Raw genomic sequence first — 17,575 nt, forward strand, 5'->3', positions numbered from 1 at the left:
AATCCCGCACCTTCGGCATGGACGCGTTCTTCCCGACCGCGAAAATCTACAACCCCAAGGGCCAGAACTACCTCTCCGTGGACCGCGACCTCGTCCTGGCCTACAAAGAATCCCCCGCCGGGCAACTGATCCACCCCGGCATCAACGAAGCCGGCGCCGTCGCAGCCTTCACCGCCGCCGGCACCGCCTACGCCACCCACGGCGAACCCCTGGTCCCGATCTACGTGTTCTACTCCATGTTCGGCTTCCAACGCACCGGAGACTCCTTCTGGGCCGCCGCGGACCAAATGACCCGCGGCTTCATCATCGGCGCCACCGCAGGACGGACCACCCTCACCGGCGAAGGACTCCAACACGCCGACGGACACTCCCCCATCCTGGCCTCCACCAACCCCGCCGTCCTCACCTACGACCCCGCCTACGGCTACGAAATCGGCCACATCATCCGCCACGGCCTCGAACAAATGTACGGCGACGACAGTACAGATAAAAACGTGATGTACTACCTCACCGTCTACAACGAACCCATCACCCAACCCGCCGAACCAGAAAACCTGGACCTCAACGGACTCCTCAAAGGCATCTACCACCTCAACCCCGCCCCCGCAGGAGAAAACACCCGCCCCACCGCGAACATCCTCGCCTCCGGCGTGTCCGTACCCTGGGCCCTCGAAGCCCAACGCATCCTCAACGAAGACTGGAACGTCGCCGCCGAGGTCTGGTCCGTGACCTCCTGGAACGAACTCCGACGCGACGGACTCGCCGCCGAAGAACACGCCTTCCTCAACCCCGGCCAACCCGCCCGCACCCCGTTCATCACCGAACAACTCGCCGGCACCACCGGACCAGTCATCGCCGTCTCCGACTACATGAAAGCCGTCCCCGACCAAATCCGCCAATTCATCCCCAACGACTTCGCCTCCCTCGGAGCAGACGGCTTCGGCTTCTCCGACACCCGCCAAGCCGCACGCCGCTACTTCAAAAACGACACCCACTCCATCGTCGCCAAAACCCTCCAGTTGCTGGCGGCGAGGGGTGAAGTCGAGGAGGGCGCGCCGTCGTACGCCATTGATCGGTACAAGCTTCTTGACGTGAACGCCGGGACCACCGGCGGATCAGGCGGCGACGCCTAAACCCGAACCAACAAAAATTGGCGGCAGTGTTCGTGAAGAACACTGCCGCCAATTGCGTTTCGCCGGGAACCCGAGCCAAGCTCAGGTGCCAAGGTTCCTGTGATCAACGATGAAGCCAGTCGCGGCATTCTCGCGGACCGCGTTGATACCGGCCACTACGGCCTTCAGATTTGGGAACTGTGGCGACACTGCCACAATCCTGCCGTCGTTGTCTGTTAGCCGGAACCGGAATGTGTCCTGTCCGGCTTTGAGAATCTCGAAACTACCCGCCATGTTCCCCTTTACCCTTCACGCATCGTCGCGCCCGAGCTGACTTCATAACTCCGTTCCCGACAATAATGGCCAATTCAGGCCACCAACAGACCTACCCGCGAGTAATTTGCAACCGATTTAGGTAGATGAAATGGAAAGCACGAAAGGACCTAGAGACCTCACGGAAGCCCGCGCGTATGGTGAGGTTATGAGCGAATCCGGCGCGGCGCCGACCACGGGCGTCCTGCTTGCCGCGGGGGCCGGCACGCGACTGGGCCGAGGGCCCAAAGCCCTCTTGCCCTTCCGCGGCCGGACGCTGGTAGAGGTCCTTGCCGACACCCTGTTCGACGGCGGTTGCCGCGAAGTTGTGGTGGTGCTGGGCGCAGAGGCGGACCGCGTCCGGAGTACCACTGACCTGGGTCCACACCTCGTGGTAGTGAACGAAAACTGGGCCAAGGGCATGGCCGGATCCTTCCGCGCAGGAATCGAAGCCGCCGCACCCGGCAACAGCATCATGGTTGCTTTGGTGGACCAACCAGGGTTAACCCCGACGGCGGTAAGCAGGCTGCTGGGCAGCCACCATTCCGGACGGGTCACGGCAGCCGCCTACCCGGACGAGTCAGGTCACCTCAAGCGTCGGCACCCGGTGATTATCGACGTCGAACTCCGAGCCCAAGCGGCAGAAGCCGCCAATGGTGACACGGGTGCGCGGTCCTTCCTGAAGGCGCACCCGGGACTGGTGGATCTGGTGGACTGCAGCGATCTCTGTTCCGGCGAGGACCTGGACACCAAGGATCAGCTGCACCTGCTGGATATGTGAACCTGCCCGGACCGGTAAATTTGGGGGCATGATCCGCATCGAAACTGACGATCCCACACTCCCCGACGTCCATCGGCTACTCGATGAACACCTGGCTGACATGTTCGCTACGTCGCCCGCTGAGAGCGTGCATGCGCTGGACCATTCAGCGCTGTCCACCGACGCGATCACCTTCTGGACCGCGCGCGAGGACGGCGTTCTGCTGGGGTGTGGCGCGTTGAAAGCGTTGTCCACCGGGCATGCAGAGATCAAGTCGATGCGCACCACCGCCGAAGCACGGGGACGCGGAGTGGCCACCCTGATGCTCAAGCACATCGTGGCCGAGGCATCGGAGCGCGGCTACGCCCGCGTCAGCTTGGAGACGGGAACCGAGGAGTACTTTGCGCCCGCGCGTCGTCTGTACGCCCGGCACGGATTTACCGAGTGCCCACCGTTTGCCGATTACACCCTGGACCCGAACAGCGTGTTCATGGAGCTCGATCTTTCGCCCAAGTAGCTTTCACCCAAGTAGGTAGCAGTTGAGCGCGTTTTGACGGCTCAAAACGCGCTCAACTGCGACTCAGTTGGGAATGAGAGTACGGTCGCGGAGGGCCAAGTAGATCTTGTCGCGGGCGATGGGCAGCTCGCCGAAGCGGATCCCTGTCGCGTTGCGGATCGCGTTGGCCAGTGCTGGCGCCACCGGGTTGAACGGGCTCTCGCTCATGGACTTGGCGCCGAGCGGACCGGTGGTGTCGTTGGTGGATGCGAAGTAGACCTCGCTGCGCGGCACGTCCGCGAAGGACGGAATGTGATACTGCCGCAGGATGTCCGTGGTGACGCGTCCGGCGTCGTCCACTTTCACTTCCTCATACAGAACCGCACCAAGTGCCTGCGCGATCCCGCCCTCGATCTGCCCACGGCACTGCCGCGGGTTCACCACAACGCCGGCGTCAGCAGCTTGCACACTCTGCAGGATCCGCAGCTCACCCGTTCCGGTGTTGACCGCAACACGGAATCCGTGCACGTTGAACGCTACCGAACGCGGCGTCCCGCCCCAGTTCCCGTCCGCGGCGAGCTGCACGCCCTGGTGCCTGGCGGCGTCGAAAATTTCGGTGAGCGGCACCGTGCGCGATCCAGCAACCAGAACGCCGTCGGCCATCAGCACGCAGTCTGCCTCCGGCACCCTTTCGAGTGCCGCGGCTACCACGCGGATGCGGGATGCAAGTTCGACGGCGGCAGCGTGCGTCGCTTTGCCGGCCACCACCGTACCGGCCGAACCGAAGGCGCCGGTGTCGTGCTCCACAAGGTCGGTATCGGACTGGCGAACAGTCACGTTGTACGCCGTCGTCGCCAGTGCGGTTGCCGCCAATTGGGCGTGAACAGTTGTGGTGCCGTTACCGAACTCGGCAGTTCCGACGTCGACGGCGAACCTTCCGTCCGCTTCCAGGCTCACCCGGGTGTGTGCGAAGTGGCCGCGCGGCGGGACGGTGTCGATCATGGACAACGCTGCGCCTTCGCCGGTGACCCAGTCCGGACCAAGGTCGTCCAGGCCTGCTGCCCGGTAGCGTTCCTTGCCCCTGTCCAAGGCGTCCCGGACCAGTGACACACACTGGTCCAGGCCGTAGCTGCCGTAGTGGACGTCTTCCTCGGGCTCGGGGCTGGTGGAGAGCATGTCATCTCCCGGCCGAACCATGTTGTTGAGCCGGAATTCCAAGGGATCCATGCCAATGCCCACCGCGAGCTCGTCCATGCCGGACTCGATCGCGAAGATCATCTGGCTCAAGCCATAGCCGCGGAACGCGCCGGCCGGAACGGTGTTGGTGTAGACGGCCTGGGCATCCACTTTCTTGTTGGCACATTTGTACAGGGCCAGGGATTCACCACAGCCGTGGAACATGACGCCCGGCGCGTGGTTGCCATAGGCGCCGGTGTTGGTGACAACTTCCACCTGGAGCGCTGTCAGGTGACCATCCCTGCTGGCACCGGCCTTGAGCTTGATGGTGAACGGATGCCTGGTTGTTGTGGCCGTGAACTGCTCAGTGCGGGTGAATTCCACCTGCACAGGGCGGCGGAGCTTCAGGGTGGCAAGTGCCACCAGGTCCTCCGTCAGGACTTCCTGCTTTCCGCCAAAGCCGCCGCCAACCCGGCCGGCCACCACCCGAATGCGGTCTTCCGGCAGGTCAAACAACCGTCCCAGCGTGCGCTTGACCAAGAAGGGAACCTGCGTGGACGATCGAACCACCAAGCGGCCTTCCTCGTCCAGCCATGCAATGGACGAGTGGGTTTCCATGGCAACGTGCTGGACGCGCTGCGTCTGGTAAGTGTGCTCGTGGATGAAGTCGGAGTTCGCGAAACCGTCGCTGACACTGCCCAGCTCTGTGTGGACCTCGGCGATGACGTTCTGGTGCGGACGCGAAATCCGGGAAGTTTCGCCATCTTTCTCACCGTGAATGGCCGGGGCCCCTGGCAGAAGCGCCTCGTGCGGGCTGAACACAGCGTCCAACAGTTCGTACTCCACCACCAGCGCGCGAGCTCCGGCCTCTGCAGCGCCCACGGATTCAGCCACAACGGCTGCTACACGCTGCCCGATGAACCGCACCACGTTATCCAGCACGCGGGTATCGTCGGGGTCGTCGGTGTAGAGCTCGTGCTGGGCGGTGGAGAAAAGTTGCGTCGGTGCGTCCTCGTGAGTGAACACTGCCAGGACGCCGGGAACCGCGAGGGCCGCGGTCTTGTCGATGGAGATGATGCGAGCGTGGGCGTGCGGCGAACGGAGCAGCTTGAGGTGCAGCAGGCCTTGCAGTTGCTCGGCCGGCACGTCGAGCGTGTAACGCGCGGTTCCCGTGACCACAGCGTGGCTTGCGGGAGCTGGAACATTGTCGCCGAGCTGGCCCGTTGAGCCGGCGTCATGGTGGTGGTCGCCGCCAAGTCCACAGACGGCGTCGGCGATGGAGCGGTAACCGGTGCAGCGGCATAGGTTGCCCTTGAGGCTGCGCGGAAGGTTGGCCCGTTGCTCGTCGTCGAACGTGGCCGCGGTCATCATCATTCCGGCGGTGCAGAAGCCACACTGGAAGCCTTGCCCCTCCAGGAACTGCTCCTGCACAGGGTGCAACTCGCCGTCTTTGGAGAGGCCTTCGATGGTGGTCACTGCCTTGCCTTCTGCCCGGACGGCCGGGTAGATGCAGCTGTGGACCGGAGTGCCGTCAACGTGGACGGTGCAGGCTCCGCAGTCGCCGCCGTCGCAGCCCTTCTTGACGCCAAAGTTTCCTTGTTCGCGGAGGAAAGTGCGCAGGCATTGGCCGGGGCGGGGCGTGGCCTGCGTGGCAGCGCCGTTGATTTCAATTGCCATGGTGGGCCTCCTTCTACGGGGTGCCTGGTTGTGCGGGCTGCGCGGACGGTTGCGGCGATGTTGCGTGGGGCGGCCAGAAGTCGCCCGACACCACCATCGATTCGCCCCGGAGTTCGGCCCTGATTTCCTCAGCCAACTTGAACGTCATGTCTCGACGCCATGCCGGGAGCCCGTGGATGTCGTCGTGGTACAGCGGCCACGAAATGGAATTCTCGACGGCGTCAGCCAACGTCCCGGCGTCGGGCACCTGCCCGGCGGGGAACCGCAACTGCACCGGCCTTTTGGTGGACGCAGTCACGGTGATGACCAGACCGCCGTCGGGGTCGAGCCGCCCGATCAGCAAGACACCGGAACGTCCGAGGTTGCTGAGCGAAAGCCGCCGGAAGGCAACCCGGGCTGACAGCGCCGAAGCCGGAAGGTGGATGCTACGCAGGAGCTCCCCCGGAGCCAACACATTCTGCGCATCGTCCACGACGAAATCGGCCACCGGAACGGTCCGGCTTCCGCCATCCGGGCTGAGGATCGTTGCCACGGCGTCGAGTCCTGCGCAGAGCGAGATCATGGGTCCCGCCGGAAGGGACGTGCAGATGTTGCCGCCCACAGTGGACATGTTCCAAACCTTGAAGGAGGCCACGAACGAGTCGCAGCACGGGCGGAACAACGCCAAGCCGGGCCACTCGCGGTCAGCAATCTCCGCGTCGCGTGGCAAGGCGTAGAGCTCGGCAACTGTGCATGTTGCCGCGAGATCGATGCCATGCTCGGTCACAGTGATGGCAGGCCAGCCCGCTTCGCCCAAGTCGAGGAGCCGCTTGAGGACGGTGCTCCCGTAGGAAAAGAGGACGGTTCCTCCGGCCAGCCAGGCATCGCCGTCGCGCCATTGCGCCGGGTCCGTGGTGGGCACCACGGCCTCGATGGTGTTCATGTCCATGGGTCCTCCTGAGTGAGGTGTTGACGTGCCGAATGGATCGGTCCGGAGACGTCCTTGAGAGATGGAAAAGCGGGTGCATACCCGGCAGCAGCTTGGCGGGCGGCGCTCCCCCGCCCGGCGACGATCTCTGCCGTGATCGATACCGCTACTTCAGCGGGAGTCACGGCACCCAGGTCCAGCCCGATCGGTGAATGCAGCCGCTCGAGGGCTTCGGCGGGAGTACCGGCGTCGAGCAGCGCGTCAACGCGTTGTCGATGGCTGCGACGGGATCCCATCGCACCAACATAGGCCAGCCGAAGTTTCAGTGCGGTTTCGAGCAGGGGAATATCAAACTTGGGGTCGTGGGTCAGGACGCACACCGCGGTTCGGGCATCGATCCGGCCGGCTGCTGCTTCGCTTTCGAGGTAGCGGTGCGGCCAGTCGGTGATCACTTGGTCCGCGCCGGCGAAGCGGGATTGCGTGGCAAACGCGGGGCGGGCGTCGCAGAGCGTGACGTTGTAGCCGAGCAATTGTGCGGCGGGGAGCAAAGCGGCGCCAAAGTCGTTGGCGCCGAAGATCAGCATCCGTGCGGCCGGCAAGCGGCTTTCGACGAACAACGTAATGGGCTCGGGCTGTGTTTCTTCTTCTTCGGGGTCGGCGGATTCCCACCTTTCCACAGTCACCCAACCGTCGATGCATCCTTCGGGCGGTGCCAGCCGGACCAGCTCGGTGCGGCCACCCTGGAGCAGCGGCTCAAGTTGCGCGGCAGCCGCGAAGAGCGTGGCGGGATGATCGCCCACCAGCCGGGCCAGGTCCGGTGACTCCATGGCGCGGAACCTGACAGGATCATCGACGACGACGGCACCTCCGCCCGCGTCAAGCCTGCGGATAAGTGCCATGGCAGCAGGGGCTTGGGCGCCATGGCTTGTGAAGAGGGCCAGCTCGCGTGACTCAACCCCGAGCGGCTGGATGTGGACTTCCAGCTCTCCTCCACAGGTGAGTCCGACGGCGAACGCGTCCTCGGCACTGTAGCCGAACGACTCCAGCCGGGGACCGCCGTCGCGCATTGCTTCCAAGGCCGCCTCAACGACGGCACCTTCCACGCAACCTCCGGACAAGCTGCCCAGGATTTCGCCCTGTTCGGAGACCATCATGGAGGTGCCCATAGGCCGCGGCACAGAGCCGCCCGTACCGACGATCGTGGCCACAGCGCATCGTTGGCCAGAGACCGCAGGCCGCCAACTGCCCAGCGAAGGCATCAGATCCAGCATGGCAACACGTCCTTATTTCAGGTGCACCGGCCAGATGGCCCGGCCGGAGCAATGCGCGATCTTGCCCTCATATTCTCATTTTCCTGAGGATGCGGAGGGAGTCGCGGCTAATTGGTTTAGCGGGTTCATAGGAGTGGGGCAGGGCTTCATCTCCCTGCCCCACTCCATAGCGGAGCAACAGCACCCGCCCCCGCCGGCCAGGGGAGCTGACCGGCAGGGCCGCCGCCCGCCGTCGTGCCTCTTCCCAAAGGATCACGACGGTTGACGCCTATTCGTGCGGTGGGTGCGGATGGACCGCCGTTCGATGTGCCGGATATTGACCCGCCGGCGCGGGCTGGGGCTCCGGGCTAGACACCCATCAGGGCGTTTATGGGGCCCCGGGCGAAGTAGATGATGAAGCCCGCGGTGACCACCCACATGAGCGGATGGACCTTCTTGGCCTTCCCGGACGCCGCGCTGATGACGGCGAAGGAGATGAAGCCGACGCCGATGCCGTTGGCGATGGAGTAGGTCAGCGGCATGGTCACGATGGTGAGGAACGCCGGCAGGGCAATGGCGAACTTGGTGAACTTGATCTCGCGGATCTGCGCCATCATCATCGCGCCCACCACAACCAGTGCTGCGGCAGCAACTTCCAGCGGGACTACCGAGGTGAGCGGTGTGAAGAACATCGAGCCCAGGAACAACAAACCTGTGACCACCGAAGCGAGACCGGTGCGGGCACCTTCGCCAATGCCGGCCGCTGAGTCGATGTACACCGTGTTGGAAGAACCCGACGTCGCGCCACCCACTACTGCGCCCATGCCTTCAACGATGAAGGCCGACTTCAGCTTGGGGAACGTACCGTCCTTGTGTGCCACGCCTGCGCTCTTGGCCAGGCCGGTCATGGTGCCCATGGCGTCGAAGAAGTTGGTGAACACCAGGGTGAAGACCAGCATTGTGGCAGCCAATCCACCGATCCTGGCGAACGAACCAAAGAGATCGAACTGGCCTACCAGGCTGAGGTCCGGGACGGACATCAGCTGGCTGGAGAGGATGGGCACGTTGAGGTGCCAGCCGCCGGGGTTGTCGGCGGTGCCCGGACCAATATGGAACACAGCCTCGGCAACAGCGGCAAGGACAGTGGTGGCGACGATGCCGATCAGCAGTCCGCCTTGGATCTTTCGTGCCACGAGGATACCCATGACCAGCAATCCGATGATGAAGACAAGCGTGGGGATGGACGTGATGGAACCGTCCGTGCCGAGCTGGACCGGCGGGCCGCCCTTGGTGGGACGGACGAAGCCGGAGTCGACGAAGCCGATGAAGGCGATGAACAGGCCGATGCCCACGGTGATGGCGGCCTTGAGTTCCTTGGGGACTGCCTTGAAGATCGCCGTACGGGCACCGGTGGCGCCGAAGAGGACGATCAGGATGCCGTTGATGACCACCAGGCCCATGGCTTCTGGCCATGTGACTTCCTGGATGACCGCGACGGCGAGGAACGAGTTGATGCCCAGGCCGGCCGCGAGGCCGAACGGAAGGTTGGCGACGAGGCCGAAAACGATGGTCATGACACCGGCGGTGAGGCCGGTGACGGCGCCCACCTGTGCTGCCGAGAGCCATCCGCCGGCCACATCAACAGGGGCGTTGTCGGCCGAGAATCCACCCAGGATGAGTGGGTTCAGGATGACGATGTACGCCATGGTGAAGAAGGTGACCAGGCCGCCGCGGAATTCGCGGGCCAGCGTAGAGCCACGCTTGGAGATCTGGAAGAACTTATCCAGGAAGGAGTTCGACACCGGAGGCTTGTTGTTGCCGGTTGCCGTGTGCTTTGCGTTTGCCGCTGTGGGCTCTGCGCTTTTGCCTCCGTTGGGGAGGAGCGCAGCCTGCTTTTCAGCTGCGGTCTGCATTTCTGCGGGATCCAGGATTGTCATGTCAGCCACCGGGCCCTAGTAGTCAATCCTGGAATCAAGCGTGTTCCAAGTGTTGAACGGCTGGAGGACCGCCGGAGCCTGGGGGTCGCCCAGTTCCAGCTTGGCCACCGGCATCAGCGCGTCCCGGTTCTCGTTCTCGAAGTACTCGTAGAACACGGCGTCGTCGAAGCCGACGGATGCGGCGTCGTGACGGTCAGCGGCAAAAATCACGCGATCGATGCGTGCCCAGAGTGCGGAGGCCAAGCACATGGGGCATGGCTCGCAGCTGGTGTAGAGGGTTGCACCGCTCAGATCGAAAGTTCCCAGTTCGCGGCAGGCGTTGCGGATGGCCGTAACTTCTGCGTGGGCGGTGGGATCGTTCGTGGCGGTAACGCGGTTGACGCCTTCGAAGGCTTGTCCATCCGCGGTAACAATGACGGCGCCGAAGGGGCCACCACTGTTGAGGACATTGGCTGTTGCCAGCTCAATGGATGTGGCCAGGAATTGCTCGGCCGTGACGGTTGTACTCATGTTGCGACTTCCTTAGTGCTGTGGAAGCCGGGTGACCTGTTTGGGGGCGCTACAGAGAGGAGCTCCAGTTAGCTTGGTTACCAGGCTTCAGCATGTGCGATGAAGGTTAAGTTGCGCCTGGTAGATAGCTTCCCGAGGTCCGGGTGCCCGCCTTTGGCAGTTAGAGCGTAGCACCACGTTTGTGAGCCGCGCCATAGTTTTTTGAAAATTTAATTTCGTCATACGAAATTAGTGATTCGAGGGTGTTGCCGTCCGAATATGACCGTGACGTGCCCGCGGGCGTTGACTGCCGCCGTCGAGCATCCTACGCTTTTTGGACTGGGCCGCGCTCTGGCCGCCCGGAAACCTGGATCAGCAGACAGGGCCTAACTGAGCTGGAACGCATACATGCCGACCAGACAAGGACCCTGTCATGACCCCTCTTTGGATCAAGAACCCGCTGGGTATCTTCACCGCAAACGACCTCGACGCCGGTGGCGGTTTGGTGGTCTCCGACGGGAAAATCGTGGAGCTCGTGCCCACAGGCGGACAGCCTTCGTTGCCCGCGTCCGTTTTTGACGCTTCCTCACACGTGGTTCTGCCTGGCCTGATCAACACGCACCACCACTTCTACCAAACGCTTACCCGCGCCTGGGGGCCGGTGGCCAACGCTCCCCTGTTCCCCTGGTTGCAAAACCTGTACCCCGTGTGGGCGCGGCTGACTCCCCGCAGCCTTGAGCTTGCGGTGCAGGTTGCCCTCGCTGAGCTGCTGCTATCCGGCTGCACCACCGCCGCCGACCACCACTACCTGTTCCCCGACGGCATGGAAGACGCCATCGACATCGAGGTCGCGGCGGTCCGGTCCATGGGGATGCGGGCAACACTGACCCGTGGTTCCATGACCTTGGGAGAGGACGACGGCGGGCTGCCGCCCAGGACCACGGTCCAGTCACCCGAGGCGATCCTTGCGGACAGCGAACGGCTGATCCGTCAGTACCACGAAACCGGGGACGGCGCGTCTGTGCAGATAGCCCTGGCCCCTTGCTCCCCCTTCTCGGTGACCAAAGAAATCATGGCCGAAAGCGCAGCCATGGCCGAACGCTACGATGTCCGGCTGCACACACACCTTGCCGAGACCATTGACGAGGAAGACTTCTGCCGCTCCATGTTTGGGCTGCGGACTGTGGACTATCTGGAAAGCGTGGGCTGGCTCGGATCCCGCACTTGGCTTGGACACGGCATCCACTTCAACGACGACGAGATCGCCAGGCTGGGAGCCGCGGGCACCGCCGTCGCGCACTGCCCAACCTCCAACATGAGGCTCGCATCCGGTACCGCCCGTGTTCTGGAACTCGAGGCAGCGGGAGTGCCCGTGGGGCTGGGCGTGGACGGATCTGCGTCGAACGATGCTTCCAACATGATCCTCGAGGCACGCCAAGCCCTGTATTTGCAGCGGCTCCGGTACGGCGCTTCCGTCCCTGTGGAGCGGGCCCTGGGCTGGGCAACGCGCGGGTCTGCCGCCGTTTTGGGCCGCTCCGACATCGGGCAGTTGGCTCCTGACCTTCAAGCCGACCTTGCCCTGTTCAAGCTTGACTCGTTGAGGTTTTCCGGGAGCCACGACCCCGTTGCCGCGTTGTTGCTGTGCGGCGCTGACCGTGCTGATCGCGTGATGATCGGGGGTGCTTGGCGGGTAGTGGACGGTGAAATTCCCGGGCTCGACGTAACAGGGCTGATCGCCGAGCACTCTGCGGCGGCGCGGAAGCTGGTGGGTGGGTAGGTTCTGTTGGTTGGGCCGGGCTTGGCTGGGCCGCCCGTTTCGATGGTTCCCTGCGCACCAGGCCGTACGCACGGCATGGTTGGCAGCGAGCCATCGAAACGGGCGTGGCTACCTAGATCCTGACCTTGTACACGTGATGCGTGTACTCGTTCGCGAAGGAGTCCGTGAACTTGCCGCCGGCCACAGTGAGGGTCCGGTTCTCGCCCACAACCTCCACCTGCGTCCCGGTAATCCCCGCCGGCAGCGTGAACGTCTTCGAACCCGTGGTGCCGTTTAGACCGATGCCTGCGAAGAGGTATGCACTGCCGTCCTTGGCTTTCAGCATCGTGTCCGCGCCTGGTGCGCCCGCGTTCCACACATAACTCTGGGTGTTGAGGACGGGTGCGAGGGCCTGAATACCAGCAAGTGCGGTCTTGATCTTCGCCTTTCGGTCAGCCGGGGCCTGGACCAGGGAGTAGGTCCCGAAGCCTGCTTGGCCGTTGTTGTTGTGCTGGAAAATGCTGATCCCGCGTGCCTCGTGGATAATTCCGGACCACATTGCACCTTCCATCTGTTCCGGCGTGATGGTGCGGTCGTTGGGGGCGTTCAGGAACGGTTTCGCGGACTCAACGAAGATCCAGTTCGGGTGGATGCCCGGTGCTGACTGGAATTTCCGCATCTGGTCCATCTGCCAGCCGTAGGCCGCCGACGTCGCTGCTTTGGCGCCCGATGGCCAGGCCGGAGTCCGGTTCATCTCGTCCTGCAGATCCGCCCGCGTGTACATGTAGTTGTCCACGGAAGCCGCGTCAACAGCGGCCATAAAATCGTCCATGATACCCGGCGACCAGTACGTGTCCAGGATGCCCTTGGAGTAGTTGGCGAACGCGAACCTGCCGTCATTGAAGCCCCTGATCTGGGCCACCTTGTTCTTCATCTGCTGAAGATTTTGGGCGTATGTAGAGCCGTTGCAGCCCAAGCCGAGCATGTCGCACTCATCGTACGTGTCCCAGCCGACAACGCCCGCGTTGCTGCCCACTTCGGCGCGGGACCACTCAGTACCGGCAATGACCAGCATTCCCGTGTTCGTGATGGACGCCATGGTGGAACCGTCGTGCTCGGCGTTTTGATACACATTCACGCCGATGTCCTTCAGCTGCGCTGCGTGCTCAGGTTTGCCGTAGTAGACGCTGATCGGGAACAGGTTCGGGTTGTTCAGCTTGGCCGCGCCCGGGAACTTTGCCCAGTAGGCAGGCCCGCCATCCCATGGAACCCTGGCCAGGTTCGCGAGGCTCCCGGTGCCTGGAGACGGGCTGGGGGTTGGGGTTGGGGTTGGGGTTGGGCTTGAACCAGTCGCACTCGGCGTCGGCGTCGGCGTCGGCGTCGCAGTACGAGTAGACGTCGGTGTCGGGGTCGGGGTCGGGCTTGCAGAAGTTGCACTCGGCGTCGGGGTCGGGCTTGCAGAAGTTGCACTCGGCGTCGACGTTGGTGCCGTGGCGGTTGACGACGGTGTCGGTGTCGGGGTTGTGCACCCTGATAGAGCCAACGCCATCACCGCGCCAAGCATTGAGACCTTGAGTTTCATATCATGTGTTCCTTTGGGTAGCAGCCAGATCGAAGCTGCTGCGGCGCCGGATCCCCACTCCCGGCTCTCTTTTGTCTCCTGCCAGGGCAGGGTTATCAGCCGGGGAACATGCCCCGGCACGGCTCGATGACGAGCGTCAGTCATGACTCGACATGCTGCAATGCGACACGTGCGGACGTAGTGTCCGGCGCCATCGAGCGAGCAAGCGCAACCCATCAGTCAGGGTCGCCACGGCCTTGAAGACCCGGAGGGTGGCCGTCGGCCCAGCATACGTGAAGGGCACTGGGCGTCGTCGAAATATGACGCGGGTCACTTTCCGTCCCGTTTCGATGCTTCGCTGCTCAGCAGGCCGTTCGCACGGCACTCTGTGCAGCGAGCCAACGAAACGGGTTTATCCACATACTGCAGCACGCAGCTATTCGTGCCGCCGAATTCGTTCAAGGCTTGTTCCATGGCGAACAGCAACGGACATGGGCTCCCACCCGAGATGGATTTGTGGCGGACCAGAGAGCTCCATGAGTTGGGCTTCAATGACAGGAAGATTGCCTCGCTGGTGCGGAACCGCGGCTTGGTACGCATTCGTCGAGGTTGCTATATCCGCGGCAGCACCTGGGCGGCCCAAAAGCCATGGGTTCGCAGCCGGCAACTGATTGCTGCACATTCTCACGGAACACTCACGACGTCGGCTGGCGGCTTGGTCTATAGCCACACCTCAGCGGCGCGCCTGCACGGGCTGTTCCTGTGGGACGTGGACGACCGCGTGCATATCACTGCTGATTCAACAGCATCGCGAACGTCCCACGGCCAAGATGTTGTGCCGCATGCCCGCACGCTTGAACCAACAGACATCGTGGTCATCAGCGGCATGCCTTGCACTTCCCTGGAGCGAACCGTAGTGGACTGCTGTCTCATGCTGAACTACAAACAGTCCCTGGTGCTGATCGACCACGCCCTTCGGATGGGTGTAGATGCGGGAACTATCCAGCAGATGTGCACGTCATTGGCGGGGCGCAACGGTGTTCGCACTTTGCGCCGGGCCCTGGAGAACGCCGACGCCCGTTCCGAGTCACCTGGCGAAACCCTGACCCGTGAATTGCTCCAACGGTTGCGGATCGAACTCCCCGAGCTACAGGTAGAGGTTTCGTCTGCGCAGGGTCGTCATCGGCTGGACTTCGCGTGGCGGAAAAGGAAGGTTGCCTTGGAGTTCGATGGCAGAGTCAAGTACTTCGACTACGCCCCCACAGCCGAGGTCATCTATCAGGAACGGCAACGCGAGAAGGCCCTGATGGCCCAGGGCTGGAAGTTCATTCGGATCACGTGGCAGCACTTGTTTCAGGAACAGGAGTTCAAAACGAGCGTGCTCAGGGTCCTTCGAGCCGCCGGTTAGGCCGCCAGCTCGCGGCGGGTGCTGCGGGCACAGGGTTTGCGAGGCAGCCCCTGGATCCCGTTTCGGGGGTTCGCTGCGGCACAGGCCGGGCGCACGGCACGAATAGCAGCCCGGCATCGAAACGGGCGAGCAAACGGGCACATCGAAGGCGGGGGTGTGCTGCGGGCGCGGGTGTGCTGCAGGCTCGGGGTTTGCGAGGCAGGGGTGTGCCGCGGGCGGGGGTGTGCTGCGGGCCCGGGTTCCTTGCGTAGAGGGGTGTGCCGCGGGCGCGGGTGTGCTGCAGGCTCGGGGTTTGCGAGGCAGGGGTGTGCCGCGGGCGGGGGTGTGCTGCGGGCCCGGGTTCCTTGCGGGCAGGGGTGTGCCGCGGGCGCGGGTGTGCTGCAGGCGCGGGGTTTGCGAGGCAGCCCCTGGATCCCATTTCGGGGGTTCGCTGCGGCATGGGCCGGGCGCACGGCACGAATAGCAGCGAGGCATCGAAACGGGCGAGCAAACGGGCACATCGAAGGCAGGGGTGTGCCGCGGGCTCGGGTGCGCTGCGGGCACAGGGTTTGCGAGGCAGCCCCTGGATCCCGTTTCGGGGGTTCGCTGCGGCACGGGCCGGGCGAACGGCACGAATAGCAGCGAGGCATCGAAACGGGCGAGCAAACGGGCACATCGAAGGCCCGGGTTCCTTGCGGGCGGGGGTGTGCTGCGGGCCCGGGTTCCTTGCGGGCAGGGGTGTGCCGCGGGCTCGGGCGCGCTGCGGGCGCGGGGTTTGCGAGGCAGCCCCTGGATCCCGTTTCGGGGGTTCGCTGCGGCACGGGCCGGGCGCACGGCACGAATAGCAGCGAGGCATCGAAACGGGCGAGCAAACGGGCACATCGAAGGCCCGGGTTCCTTGCGGGCAGGGGTGTGCCGCGGGCTCGGGGGTGCTGCGGGCACGGGGTATGCGAGGCAGCCCCTGATGCGCTGCGGGACCGGGTTTGCGGGGCAGCCCGGGTGCGCGGCGGGCCCCGGCCCCACCTCGGGGGTTCGCTGCGGCATGGGCCGGGCGCACGGCACGAATGGCAGCGAGGCATCGAAACGGGCACATCGAAGGCACGCAGAAAGGCGGGCAGCACCTCCCCAGGTACCGCCCGCCTCTTTGGCTCTGTTGCGCAGAGTCCGCGCCCCTTCGACGCAGGAATTCTTAGGGGCGCTGCCGGCCGAACACCGGGAGCGCGCGGAGCCAGCGGGAGAATCCGCCGGCTTTGCGGTCACAGTCGGCCGGAATGTAGAAGTCGGGATCTGTAGCACCGAACGGCAGGTACAGCTCCTGACCGGGTGCCGGGAATTCCACGACGCGGTTCGTATCCTTCGGGTCCATCTGTTCCTCCTCTTTCTAGTGCATTCAGTTTCCGTACCTCGGAAAACTTTTATTGTTATGTGGAAAGTGTAGGCAGCTCCCAAACGAAGCGTCAAGACACTCCCAGCCCGGCTGGAGTTGCCCCGGTCACATTTCGCTGGTTCATAACGATCTTCTGAAACCCGTATACACAAGCCGATTTTGTGCGCTACTCTCGAATCAGTTCGTGGCGTAGGTCACGTAACCTGAGAGCAGCAGGCAGGGTCGTAATGAGCTGGCATCCATGGATGCCGGCTCTTTTTTGTTGGGGTCGGCTCCACCAGAAACGCGGTGGAAACACGCGCTTAATTTCATTGATGGAACGTAGGTTCCACCTCACAGAAGTTGGGATATGACCATGAGCAACAACATCGTCCTCGGCGAAAACCAGTACGGCAAAGCAGAAGTCCGCGTCGTCAAGGTCACTCGGGATACGGACCGCCACCACATCGAAGACCTGAACGTCACCTCGCAGCTCCGCGGCGACTTCCAGGCGGCCCACCTCGAAGGCGACAACGGCCACGTCGTTGCCACCGACACCCAGAAGAACACCGTCTACGCCTTTGCCCGTGACGGCATCGGATCCCCCGAGTCCTTCCTCCTGCGCCTCGCAGACCACTTCACCGGTGAATTCGACTGGGTCACCGGCGGCCGCTGGGAAGCCGAGTCCTACAGCTGGGATCGCATCCAGGCACATGGCGAGGGACACGACCACAGCTTCGTCCGCAACGGACAAGAGGTGCGTACCGCCGTCGTCGTCCGGGATGGCGCAACCACCCACCTGATTTCCGGCCTCAAGGACCTGACCGTCCTCAAGACCACCCAGTCCGGCTTCGTCGGCTACCCGCGCGACAAGTACACCACCCTGCCCGAGACCACGGACCGTATCCTGGCCACTGATGTTTCCGCCCGCTGGCGTTACAACACCAACCTGGACTTCGCCGGCACGGACTTCAACAAGAGCTACGAAGACATCAAGGCACTCCTGCTGGAAGGCTTCACCGAGAACTACTCCCACGCCCTGCAGCAGACGCTGTTCGACATGGGCAAGAAGGTCCTCGAAGCGCACAGCGAAGTGGACGAAATCAAGTTCTCCATGCCCAACAAGCACCACTTCCTGGTTGATCTGAGCCCGTTCGGCCTGGACAACCCCAACGAGGTCTTCTTCGCAGCCGACCGCCCGTACGGCCTCATCGAAGCAACCGTCCAGCGCGACAACACCACAGCCGCGCCCGTTGCATGGAGCGGCATCGCCGGCTTCTGCTAAACCGCACCACTCCAAGGGATTGTGTGCAGGTCAGGCCCGTTCGGGCTCCCCGCTGAGGCCTGATCTGCACACAAACGACCCCAAAAACCCCACAAAACCCAAGA

Annotated in this window: 15 protein-coding genes; 6 read left to right on the top strand and 9 right to left on the bottom strand. The window is 63.6% G+C overall.

The window, feature by feature from the left end; translation table 11 throughout:
- The coding region (locus ACIQC5_RS12465; protein WP_400282446.1) for a transketolase-like TK C-terminal-containing protein at positions 1 to 1,133 on the top strand (1,133 nt) is incomplete at its 5' end.
- Positions 1,134 to 1,214: 81 nt separating this feature from the next.
- On the opposite strand, the gene ACIQC5_RS12470 is transcribed toward ACIQC5_RS12465, so the two are convergent.
- Complete coding sequence (locus tag ACIQC5_RS12470; protein WP_400282448.1) at positions 1,215 to 1,406, bottom strand: YegP family protein; 192 nt, start codon at positions 1,404 to 1,406, stop codon at positions 1,215 to 1,217.
- Positions 1,407 to 1,593: 187 nt separating this feature from the next.
- On the opposite strand from ACIQC5_RS12470, the gene nboR reads away from it, so the two are divergent.
- Positions 1,594 to 2,205 carry a nicotine blue oxidoreductase gene (nboR, locus tag ACIQC5_RS12475; RefSeq protein ID WP_400282451.1) on the top strand — a complete coding sequence of 204 codons (612 nt, stop codon included), beginning with the start codon at positions 1,594 to 1,596 and terminating at the stop codon, positions 2,203 to 2,205.
- A 28-nt stretch (positions 2,206 to 2,233) separates the two neighbouring features.
- A complete protein-coding gene (locus tag ACIQC5_RS12480; RefSeq protein WP_400282453.1) occupies positions 2,234 to 2,701 on the top strand; it encodes a GNAT family N-acetyltransferase in 468 nt (155 codons plus the stop codon).
- Positions 2,702 to 2,764: 63 nt separating this feature from the next.
- Here ACIQC5_RS12480 and ACIQC5_RS12485 read toward each other — a convergent pair whose 3' ends face one another.
- From ACIQC5_RS12485 to ACIQC5_RS12505, 5 genes are all read right to left on the bottom strand, one after another.
- Positions 2,765 to 5,533, bottom strand: coding sequence for a molybdopterin-dependent oxidoreductase (locus ACIQC5_RS12485; RefSeq protein WP_400282456.1), 2,769 nt, complete (start codon positions 5,531 to 5,533; stop codon positions 2,765 to 2,767).
- A gap of 13 nt (positions 5,534 to 5,546) precedes the next feature.
- The gene (locus tag ACIQC5_RS12490) at positions 5,547 to 6,461 is read right to left on the bottom strand and encodes an FAD binding domain-containing protein (protein ID WP_400282459.1); all 915 of its coding nucleotides are present in this window, start codon (positions 6,459 to 6,461) and stop codon (positions 5,547 to 5,549) included.
- Entirely contained in the window at positions 6,452 to 7,711 is a 1,260-nt protein-coding gene (locus ACIQC5_RS12495) for an XdhC family protein (RefSeq protein WP_400282462.1), read from the bottom strand. Before ACIQC5_RS12495 ends, ACIQC5_RS12490 begins: the two co-directional genes overlap by 10 nt.
- A gap of 347 nt (positions 7,712 to 8,058) precedes the next feature.
- On the bottom strand, positions 8,059 to 9,636 hold the full coding sequence (locus tag ACIQC5_RS12500; RefSeq protein WP_400282464.1) for an NCS2 family permease: 1,578 nt from the start codon (positions 9,634 to 9,636) through the stop codon (positions 8,059 to 8,061).
- A 6-nt stretch (positions 9,637 to 9,642) separates the two neighbouring features.
- Positions 9,643 to 10,137 (bottom strand): nucleoside deaminase, encoded by a 495-nt coding sequence (locus tag ACIQC5_RS12505; RefSeq protein WP_400282467.1) that lies wholly within the window; start codon positions 10,135 to 10,137, stop codon positions 9,643 to 9,645.
- 412 nt (positions 10,138 to 10,549) lie between these two features.
- On the opposite strand from ACIQC5_RS12505, the gene ACIQC5_RS12510 reads away from it, so the two are divergent.
- Positions 10,550 to 11,893: an 8-oxoguanine deaminase gene (locus ACIQC5_RS12510; protein WP_400282470.1), complete on the top strand. Its 1,344-nt coding sequence runs from the start codon at positions 10,550 to 10,552 to the stop codon at positions 11,891 to 11,893.
- Positions 11,894 to 12,005: 112 nt separating this feature from the next.
- On the opposite strand, the gene ACIQC5_RS12515 is transcribed toward ACIQC5_RS12510, so the two are convergent.
- Together ACIQC5_RS12515 and ACIQC5_RS12520 are read right to left on the bottom strand one after the other, a co-directional pair.
- The gene (locus ACIQC5_RS12515) at positions 12,006 to 13,010 is read right to left on the bottom strand and encodes a hypothetical protein (RefSeq protein ID WP_400282473.1); all 1,005 of its coding nucleotides are present in this window, start codon (positions 13,008 to 13,010) and stop codon (positions 12,006 to 12,008) included.
- A gap of 28 nt (positions 13,011 to 13,038) precedes the next feature.
- Positions 13,039 to 13,401 (bottom strand): hypothetical protein, encoded by a 363-nt coding sequence (locus ACIQC5_RS12520; RefSeq protein ID WP_400282475.1) that lies wholly within the window; start codon positions 13,399 to 13,401, stop codon positions 13,039 to 13,041.
- A 504-nt stretch (positions 13,402 to 13,905) separates the two neighbouring features.
- On the opposite strand from ACIQC5_RS12520, the gene ACIQC5_RS12525 reads away from it, so the two are divergent.
- A complete protein-coding gene (locus ACIQC5_RS12525; RefSeq protein ID WP_400282478.1) occupies positions 13,906 to 14,841 on the top strand; it encodes a hypothetical protein in 936 nt (311 codons plus the stop codon).
- 1,168 nt (positions 14,842 to 16,009) lie between these two features.
- On the opposite strand, the gene ACIQC5_RS12530 is transcribed toward ACIQC5_RS12525, so the two are convergent.
- Positions 16,010 to 16,186: a hypothetical protein gene (locus ACIQC5_RS12530; RefSeq protein ID WP_377663898.1), complete on the bottom strand. Its 177-nt coding sequence runs from the start codon at positions 16,184 to 16,186 to the stop codon at positions 16,010 to 16,012.
- A gap of 370 nt (positions 16,187 to 16,556) precedes the next feature.
- On the opposite strand from ACIQC5_RS12530, the gene pucL reads away from it, so the two are divergent.
- Positions 16,557 to 17,471: a factor-independent urate hydroxylase gene (gene pucL, locus ACIQC5_RS12535; RefSeq protein WP_400282482.1), complete on the top strand. Its 915-nt coding sequence runs from the start codon at positions 16,557 to 16,559 to the stop codon at positions 17,469 to 17,471.
- Positions 17,472 to 17,575 lie beyond the last annotated feature (104 nt).

The sequence above is a fragment of the Paenarthrobacter sp. NPDC092416 genome, assembly GCF_044755025.1.
In the GTDB taxonomy this organism is placed as follows: Bacteria; Actinomycetota; Actinomycetes; order Actinomycetales; family Micrococcaceae; genus Arthrobacter.

Bases quoted from the DNA above. Each gene is read 5' to 3' on its own strand.
- pucL (WP_400282482.1), top strand. From the start codon at position 16,557: ATGACCATGAGCAACAACATCGTCCTCGGCGAAAACCAGTACGGCAAA.
- ACIQC5_RS12485 (WP_400282456.1), bottom strand. From the start codon at position 5,533: ATGGCAATTGAAATCAACGGCGCTGCCACGCAGGCCACGCCCCGCCCC.
- ACIQC5_RS12505 (WP_400282467.1), bottom strand. From the start codon at position 10,137: ATGAGTACAACCGTCACGGCCGAGCAATTCCTGGCCACATCCATTGAG.
- ACIQC5_RS12525 (WP_400282478.1), top strand. From the start codon at position 13,906: ATGGCGAACAGCAACGGACATGGGCTCCCACCCGAGATGGATTTGTGG.
- ACIQC5_RS12490 (WP_400282459.1), bottom strand. From the start codon at position 6,461: ATGGACATGAACACCATCGAGGCCGTGGTGCCCACCACGGACCCGGCG.
- ACIQC5_RS12530 (WP_377663898.1), bottom strand. From the start codon at position 16,186: ATGGACCCGAAGGATACGAACCGCGTCGTGGAATTCCCGGCACCCGGT.
- ACIQC5_RS12480 (WP_400282453.1), top strand. From the start codon at position 2,234: ATGATCCGCATCGAAACTGACGATCCCACACTCCCCGACGTCCATCGG.
- nboR (WP_400282451.1), top strand. From the start codon at position 1,594: ATGAGCGAATCCGGCGCGGCGCCGACCACGGGCGTCCTGCTTGCCGCG.
- ACIQC5_RS12495 (WP_400282462.1), bottom strand. From the start codon at position 7,711: ATGCTGGATCTGATGCCTTCGCTGGGCAGTTGGCGGCCTGCGGTCTCT.
- ACIQC5_RS12470 (WP_400282448.1), bottom strand. From the start codon at position 1,406: ATGGCGGGTAGTTTCGAGATTCTCAAAGCCGGACAGGACACATTCCGG.
- ACIQC5_RS12510 (WP_400282470.1), top strand. From the start codon at position 10,550: ATGACCCCTCTTTGGATCAAGAACCCGCTGGGTATCTTCACCGCAAAC.